Raw genomic sequence first — 19,981 nt, forward strand, 5'->3', positions numbered from 1 at the left:
AACTTGACCTATGGCTAAAGAAAAGAGTTATTGATACGGGTATCAATGTTATTTATAAGTTAACTGCTGTGATTTGAGTAATGTCTCCATTTTTCAATACACTCTACCATGTCTTGCGGAATCTCAGAATCAAATCTCATAGTTTCTCCAGTTACGGGATGCACAAAACCTAGCGTTTTAGCATGTAATGCCTGACGTGGTAAAATTTTAAAAGCGTTATCTACAAACTGTTTGTATTTAGTAAATGTGGTTCCTTTTAAAATTTTATCACCTCCATAGCGCTCATCGTTAAAAAGCGTATGGCCAATATATTTCATATGCACCCTTATCTGATGCGTACGACCTGTTTCTAACTTACACGACACCAAGGTAACATAACCTAACCTTTCTATTACGGAATAGTGAGTTACCGCTTCTTTGCCTTCATCTCCATCAGGAAAAACATGCATCTGAAGACGGTTCTTAGGGTTTCTTGCAACATTTCCTTCTATAGTACCCTCATCATCTTGAACATTACCCCATACCAAGGCAACATATTCCCTTTCAGAAGTTTTATCAAAGAATTGTTTCGCCAAATGTGTCATGGCGGCTTCCGTTTTGGCAACAACCAAAAGTCCTGAAGTATCCTTATCTATACGATGTACAAGACCAGGGCGTTCATTACTATTTGAAGGTAAATCTTTAACATGGTGTAAAAGTGCATTTATAAGTGTCCCAGAATAATTTCCATGACCAGTGTGCACTACCATACCTGCAGGTTTATTAACCACCAAAAGAACATCATCTTCATAGACAACATCTATAGGAATATCCTCTGGAATTAAAAGGAACTCATGAGGCGGATGTTCAAATAACACCTTTACCTCATCATTTGGTTTTACCTTATAATTTTGTTTTACGATAGTCCCATTAACCCAAATATGTCCGTTTTTAGCAGATTGTTGAATTTTATTTCGGGTAGCGTATTCAATAAAGTTCATTAAGAATTTATCTACTCTTAACGGCTCTTGCCCCTTAGAGGCTATGACACGGTGATGCTCAAAAAGGTCATCATCGTTTGGTTCTTGATTTTCTGGTGTTTGCATGTATTATTCTGAATCTGCTTGAACCCTTGCTTTCTCGGTTATAGAACCGTTGCCACAAACCAATTCCACTTTTGAAGTTTTAGGTAGTTTATCATAAGGCTTAATCTGTTTTCCTTTATACTTTATATAGTATACCATGTCTTTACCCAATTGGTCTATATATGTAACACGTTGTACATCTAAACCAACGGCGCGAAGCATAGATTCTGCATTACGTTGTGTAACCTGTATTATATTAGGTACAGAAACCTTTTTATAACCAGATGGATTTACAGTAAAGTATATTTTACGATTTTCTTTTACCTTATTACCTGCGGGAGGTGTTTGCTCTATAATAGAGAATCTTGGATAATCTGGATTGAAATTAGCAGAATCCAAGACCTCATATCTTAATTTTGCCTCCTCTGCAGCTTTACGCATATCCGGTACGGACATTTTACCAAAGTCAGGTACTTCAACAAATTCACCATGGTTTGTGGTTGAACTTAACCAACGTAACGTAAAAAAAACAAAGAGTATCAAAACCAATATGGCTAGACCTATTTGAATAAAAAATACCTTACTTTTTAAAAAATTGAAAAAATTACGCATCGGGTTCCTTTTAACGCAACAAATATAGTGAACTCGTGTTGCTTTTTTTGTTTAATTTCGGTTTCGTTTTATTGAGTAAATTTTAAACGGTCGTATGAAGAAAAATATTGCCATTATTATGGGTGGTTACAGTAGTGAATATAAAATTTCGCTAAAAAGTGGAAATGTGGTGCATACCTACATTAATAAGGAAAGGTTCAATACTTACCCTATCCATATTTTTAAGGATAGATGGGTCTATGTTGATGAGAATGAAAAAGAGCACTCCATAAATAAGAATGACTTTACCGTAAACCTAGGAAACGAAACCCTCAGTTTTGATTGTGTTTTTAACGCAATTCATGGCACATAAGGAGAAGACGGACTTATGCAAGCTTATTTTGAACTGCTGGGTATGCCACAAACTTCTTGCGACTATTACCAATCTGCACTTACTTTTAACAAAAGAGACCTTTTAAGTGTTTTAAAACCTTACGGAATTAACGCTGCGCCATCCTATTATTTAAACTTAGGTGATAAAATAGATGAAGAGGCGATAATCGAAAAAGTAGGTTTACCCTGTTTTGTAAAAGCAAATAAGGCCGGAAGCAGTTTTGGTATTTCTAAAGTTCATGAAAAGGAGAGTCTAAAGAGTGCCATAGAAAATGCCTACAAAGAAGATGATGAAATTATCATTGAATCTTTTCTAGACGGTACGGAAGTTTCCGTTGGTGTTATAACCTATAAAGGCAAAACGAAAGTTTTACCTATTACGGAGATAGTAACAGAAAACGACTTTTTTGATTACGAGGCAAAGTACGAAGGAAAATCTCAAGAAATTACTCCAGCTCGTATTTCAAAAATACAGCAAGAAAAGGTTGAAGAACTTGCCAAACGTGCATACGAGGTATTAAAAATGAAAGGCTATTCCAGAAGCGAGTTTATTTTCATTGGAGACGAACCCTACATGTTAGAGATGAACACCACTCCTGGTCTCACTACTGAAAGTATTTTGCCACAGCAGGCAGAAAAGGCCGGTATTACTCTTGAAGAATTGTTTACCAGTGCCGTAGATGAAGCTTTAAGAAAAAAAGGATAACTTTATAAGAACGGGCAAAACCAGCTCCAAAATTTCTGTAGAACATATGAGACGCGCTATATTCAGGTTCCTTTGACCCACTTACCTTAGGTCATTCTGATATAATTCAAAGAGGCATCACTCTTTTTGATGAGATTATAATAGCCATTGGTGTAAATGCCGATAAAAAATATATGTTCTCACTAGAGGAGCGTATGAAATTTATTGTAACCGCTTTTAAAGATGAACCTAAAATTAAAGTTCTTACATACGAGGGTCTTACAGTAGATTTCTGTAAGAAAGTAGATGCCGATTTTATTTTAAGAGGCTTACGAAACCCCGGAGATTTTGAATTTGAAAAAGCTATTGCGCATACAAACAGAAAATTATCTGAGATAGAAACGGTTTTTTACTTACAAGTTCAGGAAAATCTTACATCAGTTCTTCTATTGTTAGAGATGTAATTCGTAATGGTGGCGACTATACCAGTCTTGTGCCTGATACTGTCCGTATATCCTAAATTTTTAAATTTATTTCCGAATATGATATTTCAAGGGATGGTATTGTTATAATTTATTTGTATTTTGTAAGTAAATACAACACAAATGGTTTTTTAACTAAGCCAAACATCCTATTATCCTAGCAACACAACGAGTTTGATACTATTCACAACAAAGGTTTAATTATCACACCAAATGCACCTAGTTTAGTAAGAAATTACCACATGACCTTGAACGGAACCAAAACCATACGAAATAACCCTCTTGTAAAACAGCTGCCAACGGCCACTGTTTTCACGAACAAAAAGTTCGAGGTTATTTATGCGTCCGACAAGTTTATGAGTGACTTTTCTTTTGATGCTAAAAATACTTTTGGCAAACCAATTAATGAACTTTTTACAACCCTTAGCAACAATTGGGAGAAAAAACTTTACAATTACCTTACGGATGAGTCTCATGATGCCAATCTAAATTACACGCTAAAAAGTGCTGCCGGTTCAAAATGGTATAAATGGGCATGTACAGCATGGCAAAATGATACTGGCGAAACCATTGGCCTTATTATTCACTTTGAAGATATTACCGAAAAAAAACTTAAAAACGAAGAAGGAGATAGACTTCAATCGCTTTTGGACGCTATGTGCGAGATTAGTCAGATTGGAGTTTGGGATTACGATATTTTAAATGACAAACTTGTGTGTTGCGATGTGATTCGCAAAATATATGATGTTGACCAAGATTACGAATTTACCTTTGATGCTGCCATTTCTTCCTATAAAGATGGATATAGCAGAAATACCGTATCTATGTTAGTTCATGAAACCATGAGCAAGGGTACCAAATGGAACGAAAAATTACAGTTTAGAACCTCCAAAGGAAAAGAAATTTGGGTTCAGATAGCCGGTATGCCAACCTATTTAGATGGCAAAATAGTGGGCGTTAAAGGAACTTTACAAAATATTGAAAAAGAGGTACAATCAGAAACAAAGACCAAAGAAAATGAACTCTTGCTCCGTACGCTTATTGACAATTTGCCATTAAACGTATTTATTAAAGATACTGAATCAAGAAAAATTCTGGTTAACAAATCAGAATGTGACTATATGGGTGTTGACAGTGCCGATAAATTATTAGGGAAAAGTGATTTTGAGCTTTTCAATGAGGACGTTGCATCACTTTCTAGAGCTGAGGACCTACAGGTAATGGAAACTCTTATTCCTATATTGAGTAGAGAGACCATAAACGAAACAAAAGATGGTAGAATAGCTACTTTCCTTACTTCAAAAATACCTTTGTTAGGGAATAATGGCAAAGCTCAGGGTCTGGTAGGCATCAGTATGGATATCTCGGACATCAAGCAAAAAGAACAAGAATTACGTGACCTTATTAACGTTACTTCACAACAAAACAGGAAACTGGTAAACTTTGCTCACATTGTTTCTCACAACCTGCGTTCACATACCGCTAACTTCTCCATGTTATTGGATTTTCTTACGAACGAAAAAAACGAAGAAGAGAAGACCCACATTGTAAAAATGCTTACACATGCATCGGATAATTTATTGGAGACATTAGAAAATCTGAACGAGGTAGTGGCAATCAATACGAACATCAATCTTGAACGAAAACCTATTCGATTAAATCAGCGCATAGTTTCCGTAAAACGAAATCTAAAAGAGTTTTTAGTCAACAATAATGCTAAAATAATAAATGCGATATCTGAACATACGGCCATAAAAGTTATTCCTTCATATATAGACAGTATCCTAATGAACTTCATTACAAATGCTGTAAAATATAAAGACCCAGATAGACCACCATTGATTACGTTGAGTGCAATAAGCGAAAACGGATTTATAGTTCTATCTATTGAAGATAACGGCTTAGGTATTGATCTTAAAAAATACGGCGACAAATTATTTGGAATGTACAAGACCTTTCACGATCACAGTGACTCCAGAGGCATTGGTCTTTACATTACCAAAAACCAAATAGAGGCAATGAACGGCAAAGTGACAGTTGCTAGTGAGGTAGGCGTAGGTACTACCTTCAAAATATATTTTAATGAACAAAATTGAAAGCATTTGCATTATTGACGATGACCCTATTACGGTTTTTGGCATTCAAAAGATGTTGAGTCTTGTTGTTGATTGTAATGACATTACGGTATACCGCAATGGAAAGTTTGCAATAGAAGGAATTAAAAAGAGAATTGAGGAAAATAAAAAAACGCCTCAGGTAATTTTCTTGGACATCAATATGCCCATTATGGACGGGTGGCAATTCTTAGATGAATTTATAACCCTAAACCTAACAGATAAGGTAAGAGTAAACATAATTACCTCTTCTATTGACACCCTAGATTTGCAAAACTGGGAGGATTTTAAGAAAAAAACTGCCCATACCATTACCTTCAACAACAAACCCATCCGTAAAGAACACGTTGCCGAGATTACCAAAATTGCATAGTATAAGCTTACCTGTTTTTGCTTATTTTTGATATATGCGACGAATATCTACGAGTATCAACCCCTTCTTATTTACCATTCTTTTGGTAGTCGTACTGGTTTGTTTTTCATGCGAAACAGAACAGCAAGACAAGACAGCAGATCATAAAACTCATTTTGAACTTAGTGATGGCAATGAAACTGCCACATATCTAGAAACAATAGATTTTTATATTCATTTAGCCAAGGAGTTTCCTGAAATAAACATGCAAACTATTGGTGATACAGATAGTGGGCACCCACTACATATAATTACCTACAACCCTGACGGGGACTTCAACTTTCAAAAAATAAGCGACAAGAAAACCATCCTTTTCATTAATAACGGCATACACCCTTATGAGAGTGATGGCATTGACGCAACAATGATCCTGTATAGAGATTTTGCCACTGGTAAATTAAATGCCCCAAAAAATACCGTGTTAGTTACCATACCCATCTACAATGTTGGTGGGGCACTGAACAGGAACAGCACAACCAGAGCAAATCAAAACGGACCTAAATCATACGGTTTTCGCGGCAATACACTTAACTACGACCTCAATAGAGACTTTATTAAGGCAGACACAAAAAATGCGCAAACATTTTTTGAAATATTCCATATGGTTAAACCTGATATTTTTATAGATAACCATGTAAGCAATGGAGCGGATTACCAATACACGCTGACACACCTCTTTACCCAACACGACAAATTAGGTGGCGAATTGGGCAAATACGTTAACAATAAGATGATGCCTTCCTTAGAAAAATCATTGCAGGACGCGGAATGGGATATTACTCCCTATGTAAATGTTTTTAACCAAGTACCGGAAAAAGGGTTTTCTCAATTTATGGATTACCCTAGATACTCTACAGGTTATACCACACTATGGAATACGTTTGGCATGATGGTAGAAACTCACATGCTTAAACCTTACAAACAAAGAGTAGACGGCACTTATACTCTAATGACCAAAATGATTGATTTAGCAGAGACAGATTTTAAACAAATAAAACAACTTAGAGCAGAAGCAAAACACAGACATAAAGATTGGACCCACTACCCTACCAAATGGCAGGTAGATACTACAAAAACTACAATTTTAGATTTTAAGGGATATGAAGGAGACACACTTACCAGTGAAGTCACTGGACTATCAAGACTAAAATATGACAGAACCAAGCCCTTTACCAAAAAAGTAGCCTATCAAAATTTTTACAAAGCTGTTGATTCCGTGATAATTCCCGAAGCTTACATTTTAAAAAAGGGATGGCGTAAAGCTCTTTCGTTATTAGAACTTAACAAAATAGACTACAACACTTTAAAGAAAGATACCATACTCACTGTACAATCGTATAAAATAGCCAGCTACAAGACCTTAGACTACCCATACGAGGGCCATTACCCACACTATGATACCGAGATAACAAAGTCCACTAAAAAACTAAAGTTTCAACAAGGAGATATCATAATTCCTACCGAACAAGAAGGTATTAGGTATATTTTAGAAACCCTTGAGCCAGAAACAAAAGATTCTTTCTTTAATTGGAATTTTTTCGATTCGGTTTTACAACAAAAAGAAGGTTTCTCTCCGTACGTATTTGAAGATGAAGCAGCAAAATTACTAGAAGAAAATCAACTATTGAGAGACAGTTTTCTTTCAAAGAAAGCCAACGACTCAACATTTAACACTAATTGGTATGCGCAACTAGATTGGCTTTACAAACAATCTGACCATTATGAAGCGGCCCATTTACAATATCCGGTGTACAGAATTATGAAAGATTAAGGTTATGCCCCAAAAAGAATTTTAATGTTGTTGTAAGAATTTAAAAGCGCTTCTTGGATTTTTTTTGGACCTTTCCACTTTGCTTTAATTATTCCTTCCTTCTTTTCTGGCTTAAGTTTCCCCATGAAACTAGTTCTCATTGCATACCAATGTACCTCTTTTAGTGTATATACCCCATTATTGCTGAATATATGATAGGTAATTCTAAGGAAGTTCTCTATCCGTAAATCTTTTACACCTGTTTCTTCCATAACTTCTCTTATGGCGCAAGCTTCTATAGACTCACCTTTATCCAATTTTCCCTTTGGCAAATCCCATTTATCATTTCTATAGATAAATAGCACCTCTCCCAAGTCATTTGTAACCACTCCGCCCGCTGCAACTACTAGTGGAATTTTATGAGTAAACTTCTTAAGAATATCCTCATGATTAGGGTGATATATGTAAGCTTCGGTCAATTTTTTCTTCCTCAACGCCTTTATAGCTTCTTGAATAGAAGCTTCGTTTAGCAAAAAATATTCACCACCTCCGGTTTCCGAGAGTTTATTTGTTAGGATCAAAGGCAATTCGTTCACAAAAACTTTATACATTTGCGTCATGGTTTTAGACAAAAATACCGCCAAGAAAACGGCCGAACTTCTATTGCAAATTAATGCAATTAAGTTGAAACCGGAAAATCCTTTCTCATGGGCTTCCGGATGGAAATCTCCAATCTATTGTGATAATAGAATAATACTCTCCTATCCTGTCATTAGAAACTTCGTTAGAGAAGAAATGGCAAAGCAGGTAGAAGCACTTTATGGCAAACCGGATATTATTGCCGGAGTAGCCACTGGCGCTATAGGAATTGGGGCTTTAGTTGCAGATTTCTTAGGACTTCCGTTCATTTACGTAAGACCTGAGCCAAAATCTCACGGAAGAAAAAACCAGATTGAGGGACAATTAGAACCCAATCAAACAGTAGTAGTTATTGAAGATTTAATTAGTACTGGAAAAAGTAGTTTGAACGCTGTAGACGCTTTAACGGAGGCTGGCGCCAATGTTAAGGGCATGTTAGCCATTTTTACTTACGGTTTTGATGTTGCGCAAAGTAATTTTGAAGAAAAAAATGTTTCTTTAAACACACTAAGCGACTATGAACATCTAATTGAGCAAGCTTCAGACACTAAATTTATTAAAGAAGATCAGTTAAATACCTTATTAGAATGGAGAAAAAATCCATCTAAATGGCAACAATAATTTTACTATGCACATAGAAACACCTCGAAAAGATATTCCAAAAGGAGATAAAGAAGTCTATGATTTCTTGACTGACCTGAAGAATTTTGAAAAATTGATGCCGGATAATATCGATAAGTTCGAAGTAATAAACGAAGATCGATTTCTTTTTGCACTAAAAGGCATGCCTCAAATTGTATTGGAACGCCAAACCCAGACTCCTAACAGTCAAATTATTTTAGGTGCAGCAAGCGATAAATTACCATTCACGTTAACTGCAGATATTATTGCCGTAAGCGATACAGAAAGTAAGGTATCTTTAAGTTTTGAAGGTAAGTTTAACGCTATGATGGCTATGATGATTAAGCATCCCATAACAAATTTTATGGGCACTTTATCCGATAACTTAACGAAGATTTAATTAATAGAGCAATTTAACCTCTTTAATATCAAATTCTTTTAGCACATTGTCCTCAAGCATTATTTGAAGTTTCCCTGTTGGGGAAACTCCACGAATAAAGCCCATAAACAATTCATTTTGTTTATTCTCGAAAGTTGAGGGTTTATCTTTTCTAAAGAGAACATCCTCGTAAGCTTTCCAGAGATTTTCCGTGCTATCCGTAGTTGATTCTAAAAAGATTGATTTTAGGTTTTCTACAATTTCATGTAGCAACTCATCTAAGTCAAAATTGCTCCCCAATATCAGTTTTAAAGACGACGCATTTTCCAGTTCACCAAAGAAGGTTTGGTTTACATTAAGCCCAATTCCTATAATAGCGGTATTTATTAAATTTCCAGAAAGAATATTTTCAATAAGAATACCACAAATTTTTGAAGTACCTGACAGAATGTCGTTGGGCCACTTTACACTTAAATCCGGTACTTGGTGCGCCTTTAAGGTTTTATAAACGGCCAACGAAACACAAATATTTAAAACAAAATAATTAGCAACACTTAAACCCAAACCCTGCCTCAACACACTAAACGTAAGGTTTTTACCAGAATCAGACTCCCATTTAGCGCCCATCTGACCTTTACCTTTCAGCTGTTTTTTTGCGGTAATTACTGTAAAATCAGCCCCTAAACCATCAGACAACAAACGCTTTAAATATGCGTTTGTAGAGTCCGTGGCATCAAGTTTGATTATGTTCATGCTAGGCTTATTTAGAATATATTGTATCTATTATAAAAAACTAGGTCTAAAAGAACAAAAAAATAATAACTTTGTACAAACTAAAATTTTTGAATGCAAAAAAGCAAAGCCAGTGCAGATGAACTAATTGCATTGATATTACAGGGAATAGAAGAAGTTAAGGGTCATGATATTTATTTACTTGATCTTAGAGATATAGAAAACACAGTTTGTGACTACTTTATAATTAGTAACGGTACTTCAAACACACACGTAAACGCCATAGTAGGATCAGTTCGTAAAATCGTTAGTAAAGCAATCCAAGATAAACCTTGGCATGTAGAAGGCGAAGACAATGCGGAATGGGTACTAATGGACTACGTAAACGTTGTTGTACATGTTTTCCAGAAACATATTCGGGAGTATTATGATATTGAGGGCCTTTGGGGAGACGCTAAAGTAACCAAGATAGAAAGTAGTAGCAGTTTGAATCAGTAAAAAAAAATAATGGCTAAAGATAACAACACGAATACAAAGAAACCGAAGTTCAGCTCATGGTGGATTTATGGATTGATCGCAATACTTTTAATTGGTTTTCAATTTATAGGTAGTGGCAACTTAGCCAGTACCAAAAAGACAACAACTTCAGAGTTGCAAGAATACCTTAGAAATGGTGATGTCAAAGAAATTATGATCATTACCAATACGCGTCAGGCAAAAGTCTTCCTTACAGACGAAGCCATGGCAAAGGATGTTCATAAAGATGTAGCGGAAAAGCCATTACTTCCTTCAACAGGTGTTGTACCTCAGTACGTGTTGGATTATGGTGATTTACAGAACTTTGAGAATGAAATCAAGAACATAAAAAAAGAAAATAACCTAGATACTATTGTCGATTACGATACAGACAACAACTATCTAATGGACCTTCTTTTAGGCATATTACCTTTTATTTTAATAATTGGTATATGGATTTATTTGATGCGTAGAATGTCTGGCGGCGGCGGCGGCGGTGCTGGTGGTCAACTTTTTAACATTGGAAAATCTAAAGCAAAGCTTTTTGACGAAAAGACAGACACCAGAACATCCTTTAAAGATGTTGCCGGTCTAGAAGGAGCAAAAGAAGAAGTTGAAGAAATTGTTGAATTTCTTAGAAATCCGGACAAGTATACTTCTCTTGGTGGAAAGATACCTAAAGGAGCCCTCCTTGTAGGCCCTCCGGGAACAGGTAAGACCCTTTTAGCCAAAGCTGTAGCAGGAGAAGCTAAAGTACCTTTCTTCTCTCTGTCTGGTTCTGATTTCGTAGAAATGTTTGTTGGTGTTGGTGCCTCAAGAGTACGTGACCTTTTCAAACAAGCTAAAGACAAATCACCTGCCATTATATTTATTGATGAGATAGATGCTATTGGCCGTGCACGTGGTAAAAATAACTTTACCGGTTCTAATGATGAACGCGAAAATACGCTCAACCAGTTACTTACTGAGATGGACGGTTTTGGAACAAACACTAATGTTATTGTATTAGCTGCTACCAACCGTGCAGATGTATTGGATAAAGCATTAATGCGTGCGGGACGTTTTGACAGACAGATATATGTAGATTTACCGGATATTAGGGAGCGTGAAGAAATTTTTGAAGTTCACCTAAGACCTATTAAAACTGCTGAAGCTTTAGACACAGAATTTTTAGCGAGACAAACACCTATGGTTTCTCTGGTGCGGACATTGCCAATGTATGTAATGAAGCTGCATTGATTGCTGCCCGAAAAGAGAAAAAGGCTGTTTCTAAACAAGATTTCTTAGATGCCGTTGACAGAATAGTTGGTGGATTAGAGAAAAAGAACAAAATAATAACACCTGGCGAAAAGGAAACTATTGCTTACCATGAAGCTGGTCATGCTACTACAAGCTGGATGCTTGAGCATGCTGCTCCGTTAGTTAAAGTAACTATTGTACCAAGAGGGCAATCCTTAGGTGCTGCATGGTATTTACCAGAAGAGCGTCTTATTGTTCGTCCAGAGCAAATGCTAGATGAAATGTGTGCCACGATGGGTGGTAGAGCTGCTGAAAAAGTTATTTTCAACAAGATTTCTACTGGAGCTTTAAGCGATTTGGAAAAAGTAACCAAACAAGCTAGAGCAATGGTAACCATCTATGGTCTTAATGAGGAGATTGGTAATGTCACCTTTTATGATTCTTCAGGACAAGATTCATACGGCTTCTCTAAACCTTACAGTGAGGATACTGCCAGAAAAATTGACAAAGAGATTTCTAAAATTATTGAAGAGCAGTACCAAAGAGCTATTCAAGTATTGACCGATAATAAAGACAAGCTTACTATTCTTGCTGAAAGATTGCTAGAAAAAGAAGTTATCTTTAAAGAAGACTTAGAGAAGATTTTCGGCAAAAGAGATTTCGGTGAAACATTCGATAAAAAAGGACAAGAAAAACTTTCTGCCAACAAATCGTCCGCCGAGGATATTGTAGCAGAAGAAGATGAGGAAAATAAATAAGAATATTTAGCGTTTTCTTTAACTAGAGGAGAACACGCATTGAGTTTTATAAGAGCAAATGGGGCTATTTGACAAATTATTCGGCGGTGGTAAGCAAAAGAAGGTTTCCAAAGAAACAGCGGAAACCAGAGGTGCGCATATGCCCGACCTGAACATTCCTGTAGACGAGAAATTTACCATACATTTTAAACAAAATGGTGGTAAATTTCTTTACTGCGATTCATTTTCTGAAATTTCTCAGGCGGTTAAGAACATCGTTAATGAGAATAGCTGGCAGGAACATCCTTTCTATGTCATGAACCCAAAGCTCAAAGAAAAATTTGCAAAAGAAAACATCAGCTTTACAAATACTAGTAGAGATAGTGAAGTCTTTTTCACCACTTGCGAGCATTTAATTGCTCAAAATGGATCCATATTGGTTTGTTCTAATCAATTAATGGATAAAAAACTTAACGAGCTACCTTATAATGTAATCGTATTTGCCACTACTAGTCAGCTAGTAGAATCTATCGGCGAAGGTTTAAAAACGATTAAGAAAAAATACGGTCATAACATTCCAGCAAACATAACTACACTAAAGCACTTTCAGGCAAACGAAGGAAATTCAGATGATTTCCTAACTTACGGAAGCAGTTCTAAGAATCTGTACCTTTTACTTTTGGAAGACCTATAATAGTATGAAGGAAATTTTAAGGCGGTCGATTACTGGAGTTGTTTACATCCTTTTATTATTGTCCGTGGTCTTTTTAAGTTCTGATGCTTTCGACTTTTTATTTATGATATTTGGACTTGCCTGTCTAAATGAATACAAAAAACTTGTTGACTTAAAAGGGCTCCATATTTATGGTGCCTATTTAATACTATGGTGGGCCTATATATATTTTGTAAGCGATATGTATGTGGTTTACGTTCTTTTAGGCTGTACTCTAGTTGTTAACTTCATGCTTCTGTTTTTCCTTTTTTCCAAAAGGACTAAACTCTTCAATACAATTCAAAAATTTCTTATTGGCTTATTCTATGTAGGAGGTGGTTGCATTTTCCTTACAATGATTCCATATACCAATAATGACTTTGCCAAGTTTCTAATTATAGGTATTTTTATCTTAATTTGGGTAAATGATTCGTTTGCTTACATTGTTGGTCGTAGCTTTGGGCGAACAAAGTTGTTCTCTGCGGTATCACCAAAGAAAACAGTTGAAGGTGCACTTGGCGGTTTAGTTTTCGCCGTTGGAACGGCTTATTTTATGGCTAAGTACGAGCCCATCTTAAATCCCCTACAATGGGTTATGTTGGCTATTGTAATTGTAGTTACGGGTAACTTAGGTGATTTAATTGAGTCAAAATTTAAAAGAACGGCAGGCGTAAAAGATAGTGGTGCTATTTTACCTTACCATGGCGGCATGTTGGATCGTCTAGATAGTTTAATATTTGCTGCACCTTTTGCATACTTAACTTTAAAAATTTTCGCACATGTTTCATAGAGAGGGTCAAAAAATTATCCTGATCACCTTTTTTATTGTGGCTTTAGTTGTACTTGGCTCTCAATACGCTATTGATATTCCATGGCTTCGCTTAGGAATTCAATTAATTGCACTTGTGTTTTTAATTTTGATTTTGCAATTCTTTAGAAACCCTACACGTAGGGCAGCAAAAAACTTTGATGACATCTTGGCGCCCGTAGATGGAAAAGTAGTTGTTATTGAAGAGGTTGAAGAAACCGAATACTTTAAAGACAAGCGCATACAGGTTTCTATTTTTATGTCTCCCACAAATGTGCATGTTACTAGGTATCCCGTAAGCGGAAGTGTAAAATACTCAAAATATCACCTGGTAAATATTTGGTAGCTTGGCATCCTAAGTCCAGCACAGAGAACGAACGAACAACCGTAGTTATACGTACACCTAAATTTGGAGATATCCTTTACAGACAGATTGCTGGTGCCTTAGCGAGGCGTATTGTTAATTATGCAGAGGAAGGTGACAACGTTCAACAAGGTGAAGATGCAGGTTTTATTAAATTTGGGTCAAGAGTTGACTTGTTTTTGCCACTAGACTGTGCAATTACCGTTAAGCTAAACCAAAAAGTAATCGGTGCAGAAACTTGTGTTGCCGCAGTTCTAAAAAAGAATGAAGAAGGAGAAATTACATATTGATTTCGACAAGGCCGTAGAGTTTATGAACGGCTTTACAGAACCCTTACCGGCCGATCTACTATTAAAACTCTATGCCTATTATAAAATAGCCAATAGAAATTATAGTAATCCGGGCAGTAGCACTCCCCTTATCAACGCTTTTAAAGCTAATGCCCTTATTCAGGCTAAAAATATTAAGCGAGATGATGCTATGAAGGCATATATTAAACTTGTTAAAGTTGAAGTTAAAAAGAAAAAATAATCGCTCTTTTCAACTTTTGCCCGTCCTATTTTATTCGTAAAGATCTTCAGTATCTGCTTGACAGAGTTCGTAGATAAAATGACCCATTTTCCGGGTTACATCTTTAAAGAACCGCTCCCCTTTTTCTTTTGTAGATTTATGTGGATTACCAACACCGGTATCTTCACTTATTTTTGACCACTCTCTTTCGGCCCAGGCCCAACCTTCAGAAAAAGACTTTATTTTATATTTTTTAGAAGCTCCGTCCCCCCATTTTTCTCTTGGCAACACCAAATCTGGTCGTAAATGAAGCATTAGACTAGTTTCCATTTCATCTGCATGATCTCCTTTTTCATCAAAATACAAATCCTTGTCCAACACTCCTAAAGAAGCAAAATGATGAACATTTTAGGAAATTTATATCCCAGCTCACGGACTAAAGGCTTAAAATTATTACCTCCATGACCATTAAAAATCAATAATTTGTAAATCCCTTGCCTATTAAGCACTTCTACTATATCGGTCAAAATAGCAAGTTGCGTACTTGGGTTTAAATTGATATCCAAATAAACATCAGACTGCCCTGTATTTACCCCAAACGGAAGTGTAGGTAAAACAATAGGCTTCCCTCCTTTCTCCCATGCTACTCGAGCGGATTCTGCAGTCATATGGTCTGCTTGATAATTATCCGTAGCATAGGGCAAATGGTAGTTGTGGGCTTCGGTTGCGCCCCAAGGTAATATGGCTAAATCAAATTTTTCATCCTTTAAGGCTTCCCAATTTGTTTCTGCTAAAATATAAGGTCTCATAACTTAAAAATTGTTTGATAAATTCAGTAGAATTAACTCAATATCATACCTGAACACTATTAAAATTAGTGAACCTCAACATTATCGTTCTTACTTAGAAAATTAATTAAAAGGACCTACCATGATATGTGCACGAAAAGTACCTGGATCCATCAACCATGGCATTCCCTTTTCATGAGGTTTTGATGGTAATCCAGTAGATTCTGTTGTAGCAAATGGTGTGTAAATCACATAACGATATTGACCGTCACCCAACTCACCAGATTTCTTATCATATGCCTCGTCACTACCATAATAAATATATAGCATACTTGGCACAATAGGCATTTGCCATTTACCAGATGCTACCTCTGCACCTTGAATCTCTCTCTTTTCTTTTGTATTCTTCCCTTCCGCTGTTAATTCCCTACCTCTTTTCATGAAAGGTTCCAATGTTTTGGAATAACATGCCACGCTCACTCCTTCTTTAGTTGGATCATCGCCAATACATATCAAATTATTGGCTCCCTCTCTTAATACCGTCAAATTCCCAGAACTATCATATCCATAGACCATGGCAGCATCTTTATCTGCCTCCGGGGCTGGAAAAACCGCAGTTTTAATTTGAATTTCAGGTGACAAAATTTCGGTCTTAGTTTCTTGTGAAGTCACAAAACAAACCGATAAAAGAGCTGCTATAAATGTTATCTTTTTCATGTTATGCTGGTTTTACATAAATATAAACATGAAAAATTAATAATGAAGATATACTGACTAAAAATTACTAGTCACACAAAAAAGAAGGACCCCGAAGTCATACAATGGGGGAACATTTAAAATCATGACAATTGGGGCCTCCAATGACTTAAGCAGATCAGACAAATCTTAAAAAAACATGTATCCAAGTAAGAATATGGAGCTATACAAACTAATTTTAGATGTCATTAAAGTCTCAAGACATAACAATATACGGTCATAAATGAATTTCAGTTCATTTAGTAGTTTGTAATTCAAAATTCAATCGCACAAGACCAATGAATAGAATGAAAATGATAAAAATCAATAGTATACTTTTAATATCACTCTAAACGAAAAGTAATTAAATAGCTCATTAAAGAAACAAAACAGCCGGGTATTCTAATTAAAGAATATCCGGCTGTTTTAAATTTTCAGAAAAAAACTTACTTCAAACTTGCCAAACTTTTCTCTAGCGTTTCTATTTTAGCCTCAGCATCTGCTTGCTTTTGGCGTTCCATAGTTATAACCTTTTCTGGAGCATTGCTCACAAATCGCTCATTAGAAAGTTTCTTCTGAACAGATTTTAAAAAGCCATTGGTATACTTCAATTCTTCTTCAATCTTTTTAATTTCCGCTTCAACATCAATTGCGCCACTCATTGGAACAAAGTACTCATTACTTTTTACACGGAAAGACAAAGCACCTACTACCGTTGCATCAACATAAGCAACTTCACCAACATTGGTCAGTTTTTCTATAACCACATCCCAAGTTTTAGCAAAATTTCCTTCGTTGAGAACCATAAGCTCCAAGCTTTCTTTCATTGGAATATTCTTTTCTTTTCGAATATTCCGAACACCAGATACTACTTCTGCAGCCACATCAAAACTTTCTATTAGATCCTCATCAACCTTTTCTATCTTTGGCCATTGCGCAACTACTAGAGCCTCTTCCGGCGTACGCTCTGTTATATGCTGCCAAACCTCTTCTGTTAAGAATGGCATAAACGGATGTAACAGTTTCAAATTCTGTTCAAACAAAACAATTACTGCTTCATAAGTAGTTCTATCTATAGGTTTCTGATAGTCTGGCTTAATAATTTCCAATAACCATGAACTATAATCGTCCCAAACCAACTTATAAATTGCCATTAACGCATCTGAAATACGATACTTGCTAAAATGGTCTTCAATCTCTACTAAGGTCTTATTGAATTTAGCTTTATACCATTCAATACCTAATCTTGATGCTTCAGGTTGTGGTAAATCTGCTATCTCCCACCCTTTTAGTAAACGGAAACCATTCCATATTTTATTGGCAAAGTTTTTACCTTGCTGGCATAAATCTTCATCGAACATTAGGTCGTTACCCGCAGCAGAGCTTAGTAAAAGTCCAACACGAACACCATCTGCTCCATAATCTTCTATCAATTTAAGCGCATCAGGAGAATTCCCCAGCGACTTAGACATTTTTCTACGTTGCTTATCACGTACCAATCCTGTGAAGTATACATTTTTAAAAGGACGCTCATCACGGTATTCATAGCCAGAAATAATCATTCTAGCTACCCAGAAGAAAATAATATCCGGACCGGTCACCAAATCATTGGTTGGATAATAGTAATTTATCTCTTTATTATCCGGCTCTAAAATGCCGTTAAAGACACTAATAGGCCATAACCAAGAAGAAAACCAAGTATCTAAAGCGTCTTCATCTTGTCTTAAGTCGGCCTCTGTCAAATTGGTATTTCCTGATTTCTCTTGAGCCAATTTTAAAGCTTCAACTGCAGTTTCTGCTACTACAAAATCTTCTTGTCCATCACCAAAATAAAAAGCGGGAATCTGCTGTCCCCACCACAATTGGCGCGAAATATTCCAGTCACGAATGTTCTCCATCCAGTGACGATAGGTATTCTCAAACTTTTTAGGGAAGAATTTCACTTCTTCAGTTTCAAGTACCGCTGTGATGGCAGGCTTTACCAAATCTTCCATTTTTAAGAACCACTGATCACTTAAGCGAGGCTCAATAACAGCTTTAGTACGTTCTGAAGTACCTACTTTATTAACGTAGTTCTCCTTTTTAACCAAAAATCCTTTTTCTTCAAGTTCCTTGGTAATTTCTTTTCGAACAACAAAACGGTCTTTTCCCTCATAATGCAATCCAAAAGAATTTAGAGTTGCATCTGCATTAAAGATATCTATAGTTTCAAGGCCATGCTTTTCACCTAAGGCCTTATCATTAATATCGTGGGCTGGTGTTATTTTCAAACATCCTGTACCAAATTCAATATCTACATACTCATCTTCTATGATAGGTATGACCCTACCAGATATAGGAACAATTACTTTTTTTCCTTGTAAATGACGGTAACGTTCATCATTAGGATTAATACAAATAGCCGTATCTCCTAATATAGTCTCAGGTCTTGTTGTAGCAATGGTTACACGTTCATCAGAATCTTCAATTGGGTATGACAAGTAATATAAAAGACCCTGCTTTTCCTCATAAATTACTTCTTCATCAGAAAGGGTAGTCTGCGCTTCCGGATCCCAATTTACCATACGGTGACCTCTGTAAATCAATCCTTTATTGAATAAATCAACAAAAACCTTGATGACCGATTTATACATATCATCATCCATAGTAAATTTGGTACGTTCCCAATCACAAGAAGCACCCAATTTTTTAAGTTGACCAAGAATAACTCCTCCATATTCATCTGTCCAATCCCATGCGTGTTTCAGAAACTCCTCACGAGTTAAATCTGCTTTATCTATACCTTGGGATTTCAATTTTGCCACAACTTTAGCCTCTGTAGCAATAGAAGCGTGATCCATTCCCGGTACCCAACATGCATTCTTGCCCATTAAACGGGCCCTTCTGGTTAATACATCCTGAATAGTGACATTCAGCATATGTCCCATATGGAGCACTCCAGTTACGTTTGGAGGAGGAATTACAATAGTATAAGGCTCTCTTTCATCTGGGGTGGATGAAAAATAATCGTGCTCCATCCAGTAATCATACCAGTGGTTCTCAGCTTTTAGGGGATCATATTTAGAAGGGATATCCATATTTTTGGAACGGTTTTTGTCTAAGTAATAACGGTCTTAACAATAAAGACCGTAATTTGAAGTTACGTTATATATAATTTATGGCAATTTTGCCTAATTTTAAATACGAAACAAAAATAAGTAACGTTAACAGATAACAAAAGAATTTTGGAGGTTCATCTGAAAAGATTTATTTTTGAGATTCCCTAAATTTAACAAAATGAAAAAAATAGTACTCGTATTATTTATTGGCCTAATGGGATTATCCCTAACCGCACAGGACAAGGCCGCTAAAATCGAATTCAAATCTGAAACCGTAGATTACGGTGAAATTCAAAAAGGAGCCGATGGCGTCCGCGTTTTTGAATTTACAAATACAGGCCAAGCGCCGTTAATTATTAGTAAGGTAAGTTCTAGTTGTGGTTGTACCATTCCTAAAAAACCTGAAGACCCAATTTTACCAGGTAGAAACAGGTGAGATTTCTGTAAAATATGATACTAACCGTGTAGGTCCTATTAGAAAAGCGATTACCGTTATTTCTAATGCAGAGACACCTACTAAGGTTCTTAAAATTAAAGGTGAAGTTAAAGCCGCTGACGGTAAATAACATTATCTTCAAATTTATAATGAACCCCAATCTTTCGATTGGGGTT

The 19,981-nt window shown here is 36.1% G+C and carries 17 protein-coding genes and 5 pseudogenes; 14 read left to right on the forward strand and 8 right to left on the reverse strand.

The window, feature by feature from the left end:
* Nucleotides 1-59: 59 nt before the first annotated feature.
* Together Q5W13_RS03215 and Q5W13_RS03220 are read right to left on the reverse strand one after the other, a co-directional pair.
* A complete protein-coding gene (locus Q5W13_RS03215; protein WP_304445356.1) occupies nucleotides 60-1,085 on the reverse strand; it encodes an RluA family pseudouridine synthase in 1,026 nt (341 codons plus the stop codon).
* 3 nt (nucleotides 1,086-1,088) lie between these two features.
* Nucleotides 1,089-1,676 (reverse strand): PASTA domain-containing protein, encoded by a 588-nt coding sequence (locus tag Q5W13_RS03220; RefSeq protein ID WP_304445357.1) that lies wholly within the window; start codon nucleotides 1,674-1,676, stop codon nucleotides 1,089-1,091.
* A 94-nt stretch (nucleotides 1,677-1,770) separates the two neighbouring features.
* Between Q5W13_RS03220 and Q5W13_RS03225 the strand changes: the two are divergent.
* The 5 genes and pseudogenes from Q5W13_RS03225 (at nucleotide 1,771) to Q5W13_RS03245 (ending at nucleotide 7,512) form a co-directional block, all read left to right on the forward strand.
* Nucleotides 1,771-2,754, forward strand: a pseudogene (locus Q5W13_RS03225) (D-alanine--D-alanine ligase).
* A 101-nt stretch (nucleotides 2,755-2,855) separates the two neighbouring features.
* A pseudogene (coaD, locus tag Q5W13_RS03230) lies at nucleotides 2,856-3,253 on the forward strand (pantetheine-phosphate adenylyltransferase).
* Nucleotides 3,254-3,457: 204 nt separating this feature from the next.
* Complete coding sequence (locus Q5W13_RS03235; RefSeq protein ID WP_304445358.1) at nucleotides 3,458-5,311, forward strand: PAS domain-containing sensor histidine kinase; 1,854 nt, start codon at nucleotides 3,458-3,460, stop codon at nucleotides 5,309-5,311.
* Nucleotides 5,298-5,702, forward strand: a complete 405-nt coding sequence (locus tag Q5W13_RS03240; protein WP_155597545.1) for a response regulator — start codon at nucleotides 5,298-5,300, stop codon at nucleotides 5,700-5,702. The genes Q5W13_RS03235 and Q5W13_RS03240 overlap by 14 nt, the downstream gene beginning before the upstream one ends.
* 34 nt (nucleotides 5,703-5,736) lie before the next feature.
* Complete coding sequence (locus Q5W13_RS03245) at nucleotides 5,737-7,512, forward strand: M14 family metallopeptidase (RefSeq protein WP_304445359.1); 1,776 nt, start codon at nucleotides 5,737-5,739, stop codon at nucleotides 7,510-7,512.
* Between the two features lie 2 nt (nucleotides 7,513-7,514).
* Here Q5W13_RS03245 and Q5W13_RS03250 read toward each other — a convergent pair whose 3' ends face one another.
* A complete protein-coding gene (locus Q5W13_RS03250; RefSeq protein ID WP_155597546.1) occupies nucleotides 7,515-8,102 on the reverse strand; it encodes an NUDIX hydrolase in 588 nt (195 codons plus the stop codon).
* 7 nt (nucleotides 8,103-8,109) lie between these two features.
* Here Q5W13_RS03250 and pyrE point away from each other — a divergent pair, with 7 nt between their 5' ends.
* Complete coding sequence (gene pyrE / locus Q5W13_RS03255; protein WP_155597547.1) at nucleotides 8,110-8,751, forward strand: orotate phosphoribosyltransferase; 642 nt, start codon at nucleotides 8,110-8,112, stop codon at nucleotides 8,749-8,751.
* A gap of 7 nt (nucleotides 8,752-8,758) precedes the next feature.
* Complete coding sequence (locus Q5W13_RS03260) at nucleotides 8,759-9,151, forward strand: SRPBCC family protein (protein ID WP_304445360.1); 393 nt, start codon at nucleotides 8,759-8,761, stop codon at nucleotides 9,149-9,151.
* Here Q5W13_RS03260 and Q5W13_RS03265 read toward each other — a convergent pair whose 3' ends face one another.
* Nucleotides 9,152-9,883: a biotin--[acetyl-CoA-carboxylase] ligase gene (locus Q5W13_RS03265; protein WP_304445361.1), complete on the reverse strand. Its 732-nt coding sequence runs from the start codon at nucleotides 9,881-9,883 to the stop codon at nucleotides 9,152-9,154. It lies immediately after the preceding gene.
* A gap of 93 nt (nucleotides 9,884-9,976) precedes the next feature.
* Here Q5W13_RS03265 and rsfS point away from each other — a divergent pair, with 93 nt between their 5' ends.
* The 6 genes and pseudogenes from rsfS to Q5W13_RS03295 all read left to right on the forward strand — a co-directional run bounded on the left by rsfS (nucleotide 9,977) and on the right by Q5W13_RS03295 (nucleotide 14,769).
* Nucleotides 9,977-10,360, forward strand: a complete 384-nt coding sequence (gene rsfS, locus Q5W13_RS03270) for a ribosome silencing factor (protein ID WP_155597550.1) — start codon at nucleotides 9,977-9,979, stop codon at nucleotides 10,358-10,360.
* Between the two features lie 9 nt (nucleotides 10,361-10,369).
* Nucleotides 10,370-12,375, forward strand: a pseudogene (ftsH, locus tag Q5W13_RS03275) (ATP-dependent zinc metalloprotease FtsH).
* A 58-nt stretch (nucleotides 12,376-12,433) separates the two neighbouring features.
* Nucleotides 12,434-13,048, forward strand: coding sequence for an LUD domain-containing protein (locus Q5W13_RS03280; protein ID WP_155597552.1), 615 nt, complete (start codon nucleotides 12,434-12,436; stop codon nucleotides 13,046-13,048).
* A 4-nt stretch (nucleotides 13,049-13,052) separates the two neighbouring features.
* Nucleotides 13,053-13,856: a phosphatidate cytidylyltransferase gene (locus tag Q5W13_RS03285; RefSeq protein WP_304445362.1), complete on the forward strand. Its 804-nt coding sequence runs from the start codon at nucleotides 13,053-13,055 to the stop codon at nucleotides 13,854-13,856.
* Nucleotides 13,846-14,528: pseudogene (locus Q5W13_RS03290) on the forward strand (phosphatidylserine decarboxylase family protein). The gene Q5W13_RS03285 and the pseudogene Q5W13_RS03290 overlap by 11 nt, the downstream one beginning before the upstream one ends.
* A complete protein-coding gene (locus Q5W13_RS03295) occupies nucleotides 14,503-14,769 on the forward strand; it encodes an acyl-CoA-binding protein (protein WP_155597555.1) in 267 nt (88 codons plus the stop codon). Before Q5W13_RS03290 ends, Q5W13_RS03295 begins: the two are co-directional and overlap by 26 nt.
* Before the next feature lie 30 nt (nucleotides 14,770-14,799).
* On the opposite strand, the gene Q5W13_RS24550 is transcribed toward Q5W13_RS03295, so the two are convergent.
* The 4 genes from Q5W13_RS24550 to Q5W13_RS03310 form a co-directional block, all read right to left on the reverse strand.
* Nucleotides 14,800-15,126: a creatininase family protein gene (locus tag Q5W13_RS24550; protein ID WP_368662412.1), complete on the reverse strand. Its 327-nt coding sequence runs from the start codon at nucleotides 15,124-15,126 to the stop codon at nucleotides 14,800-14,802.
* Between the two features lie 5 nt (nucleotides 15,127-15,131).
* Nucleotides 15,132-15,557, reverse strand: coding sequence for a creatininase family protein (locus Q5W13_RS24555; protein WP_368662413.1), 426 nt, complete (start codon nucleotides 15,555-15,557; stop codon nucleotides 15,132-15,134).
* Between the two features lie 102 nt (nucleotides 15,558-15,659).
* Nucleotides 15,660-16,253, reverse strand: coding sequence for a hypothetical protein (locus Q5W13_RS03305; protein ID WP_304445363.1), 594 nt, complete (start codon nucleotides 16,251-16,253; stop codon nucleotides 15,660-15,662).
* Nucleotides 16,254-16,717: 464 nt separating this feature from the next.
* Nucleotides 16,718-19,348, reverse strand: a complete 2,631-nt coding sequence (locus tag Q5W13_RS03310; RefSeq protein WP_304445364.1) for a valine--tRNA ligase — start codon at nucleotides 19,346-19,348, stop codon at nucleotides 16,718-16,720.
* Nucleotides 19,349-19,547: 199 nt separating this feature from the next.
* Here Q5W13_RS03310 and Q5W13_RS03315 point away from each other — a divergent pair.
* Nucleotides 19,548-19,935: pseudogene (locus Q5W13_RS03315) on the forward strand (DUF1573 domain-containing protein).
* The last annotated feature ends 46 nt before the right edge of the window (nucleotides 19,936-19,981 follow it).

It is taken from the genome of Zobellia laminariae (assembly GCF_030553095.1).
Classification (GTDB): Bacteria; Bacteroidota; Bacteroidia; order Flavobacteriales; family Flavobacteriaceae; genus Zobellia; species Zobellia laminariae.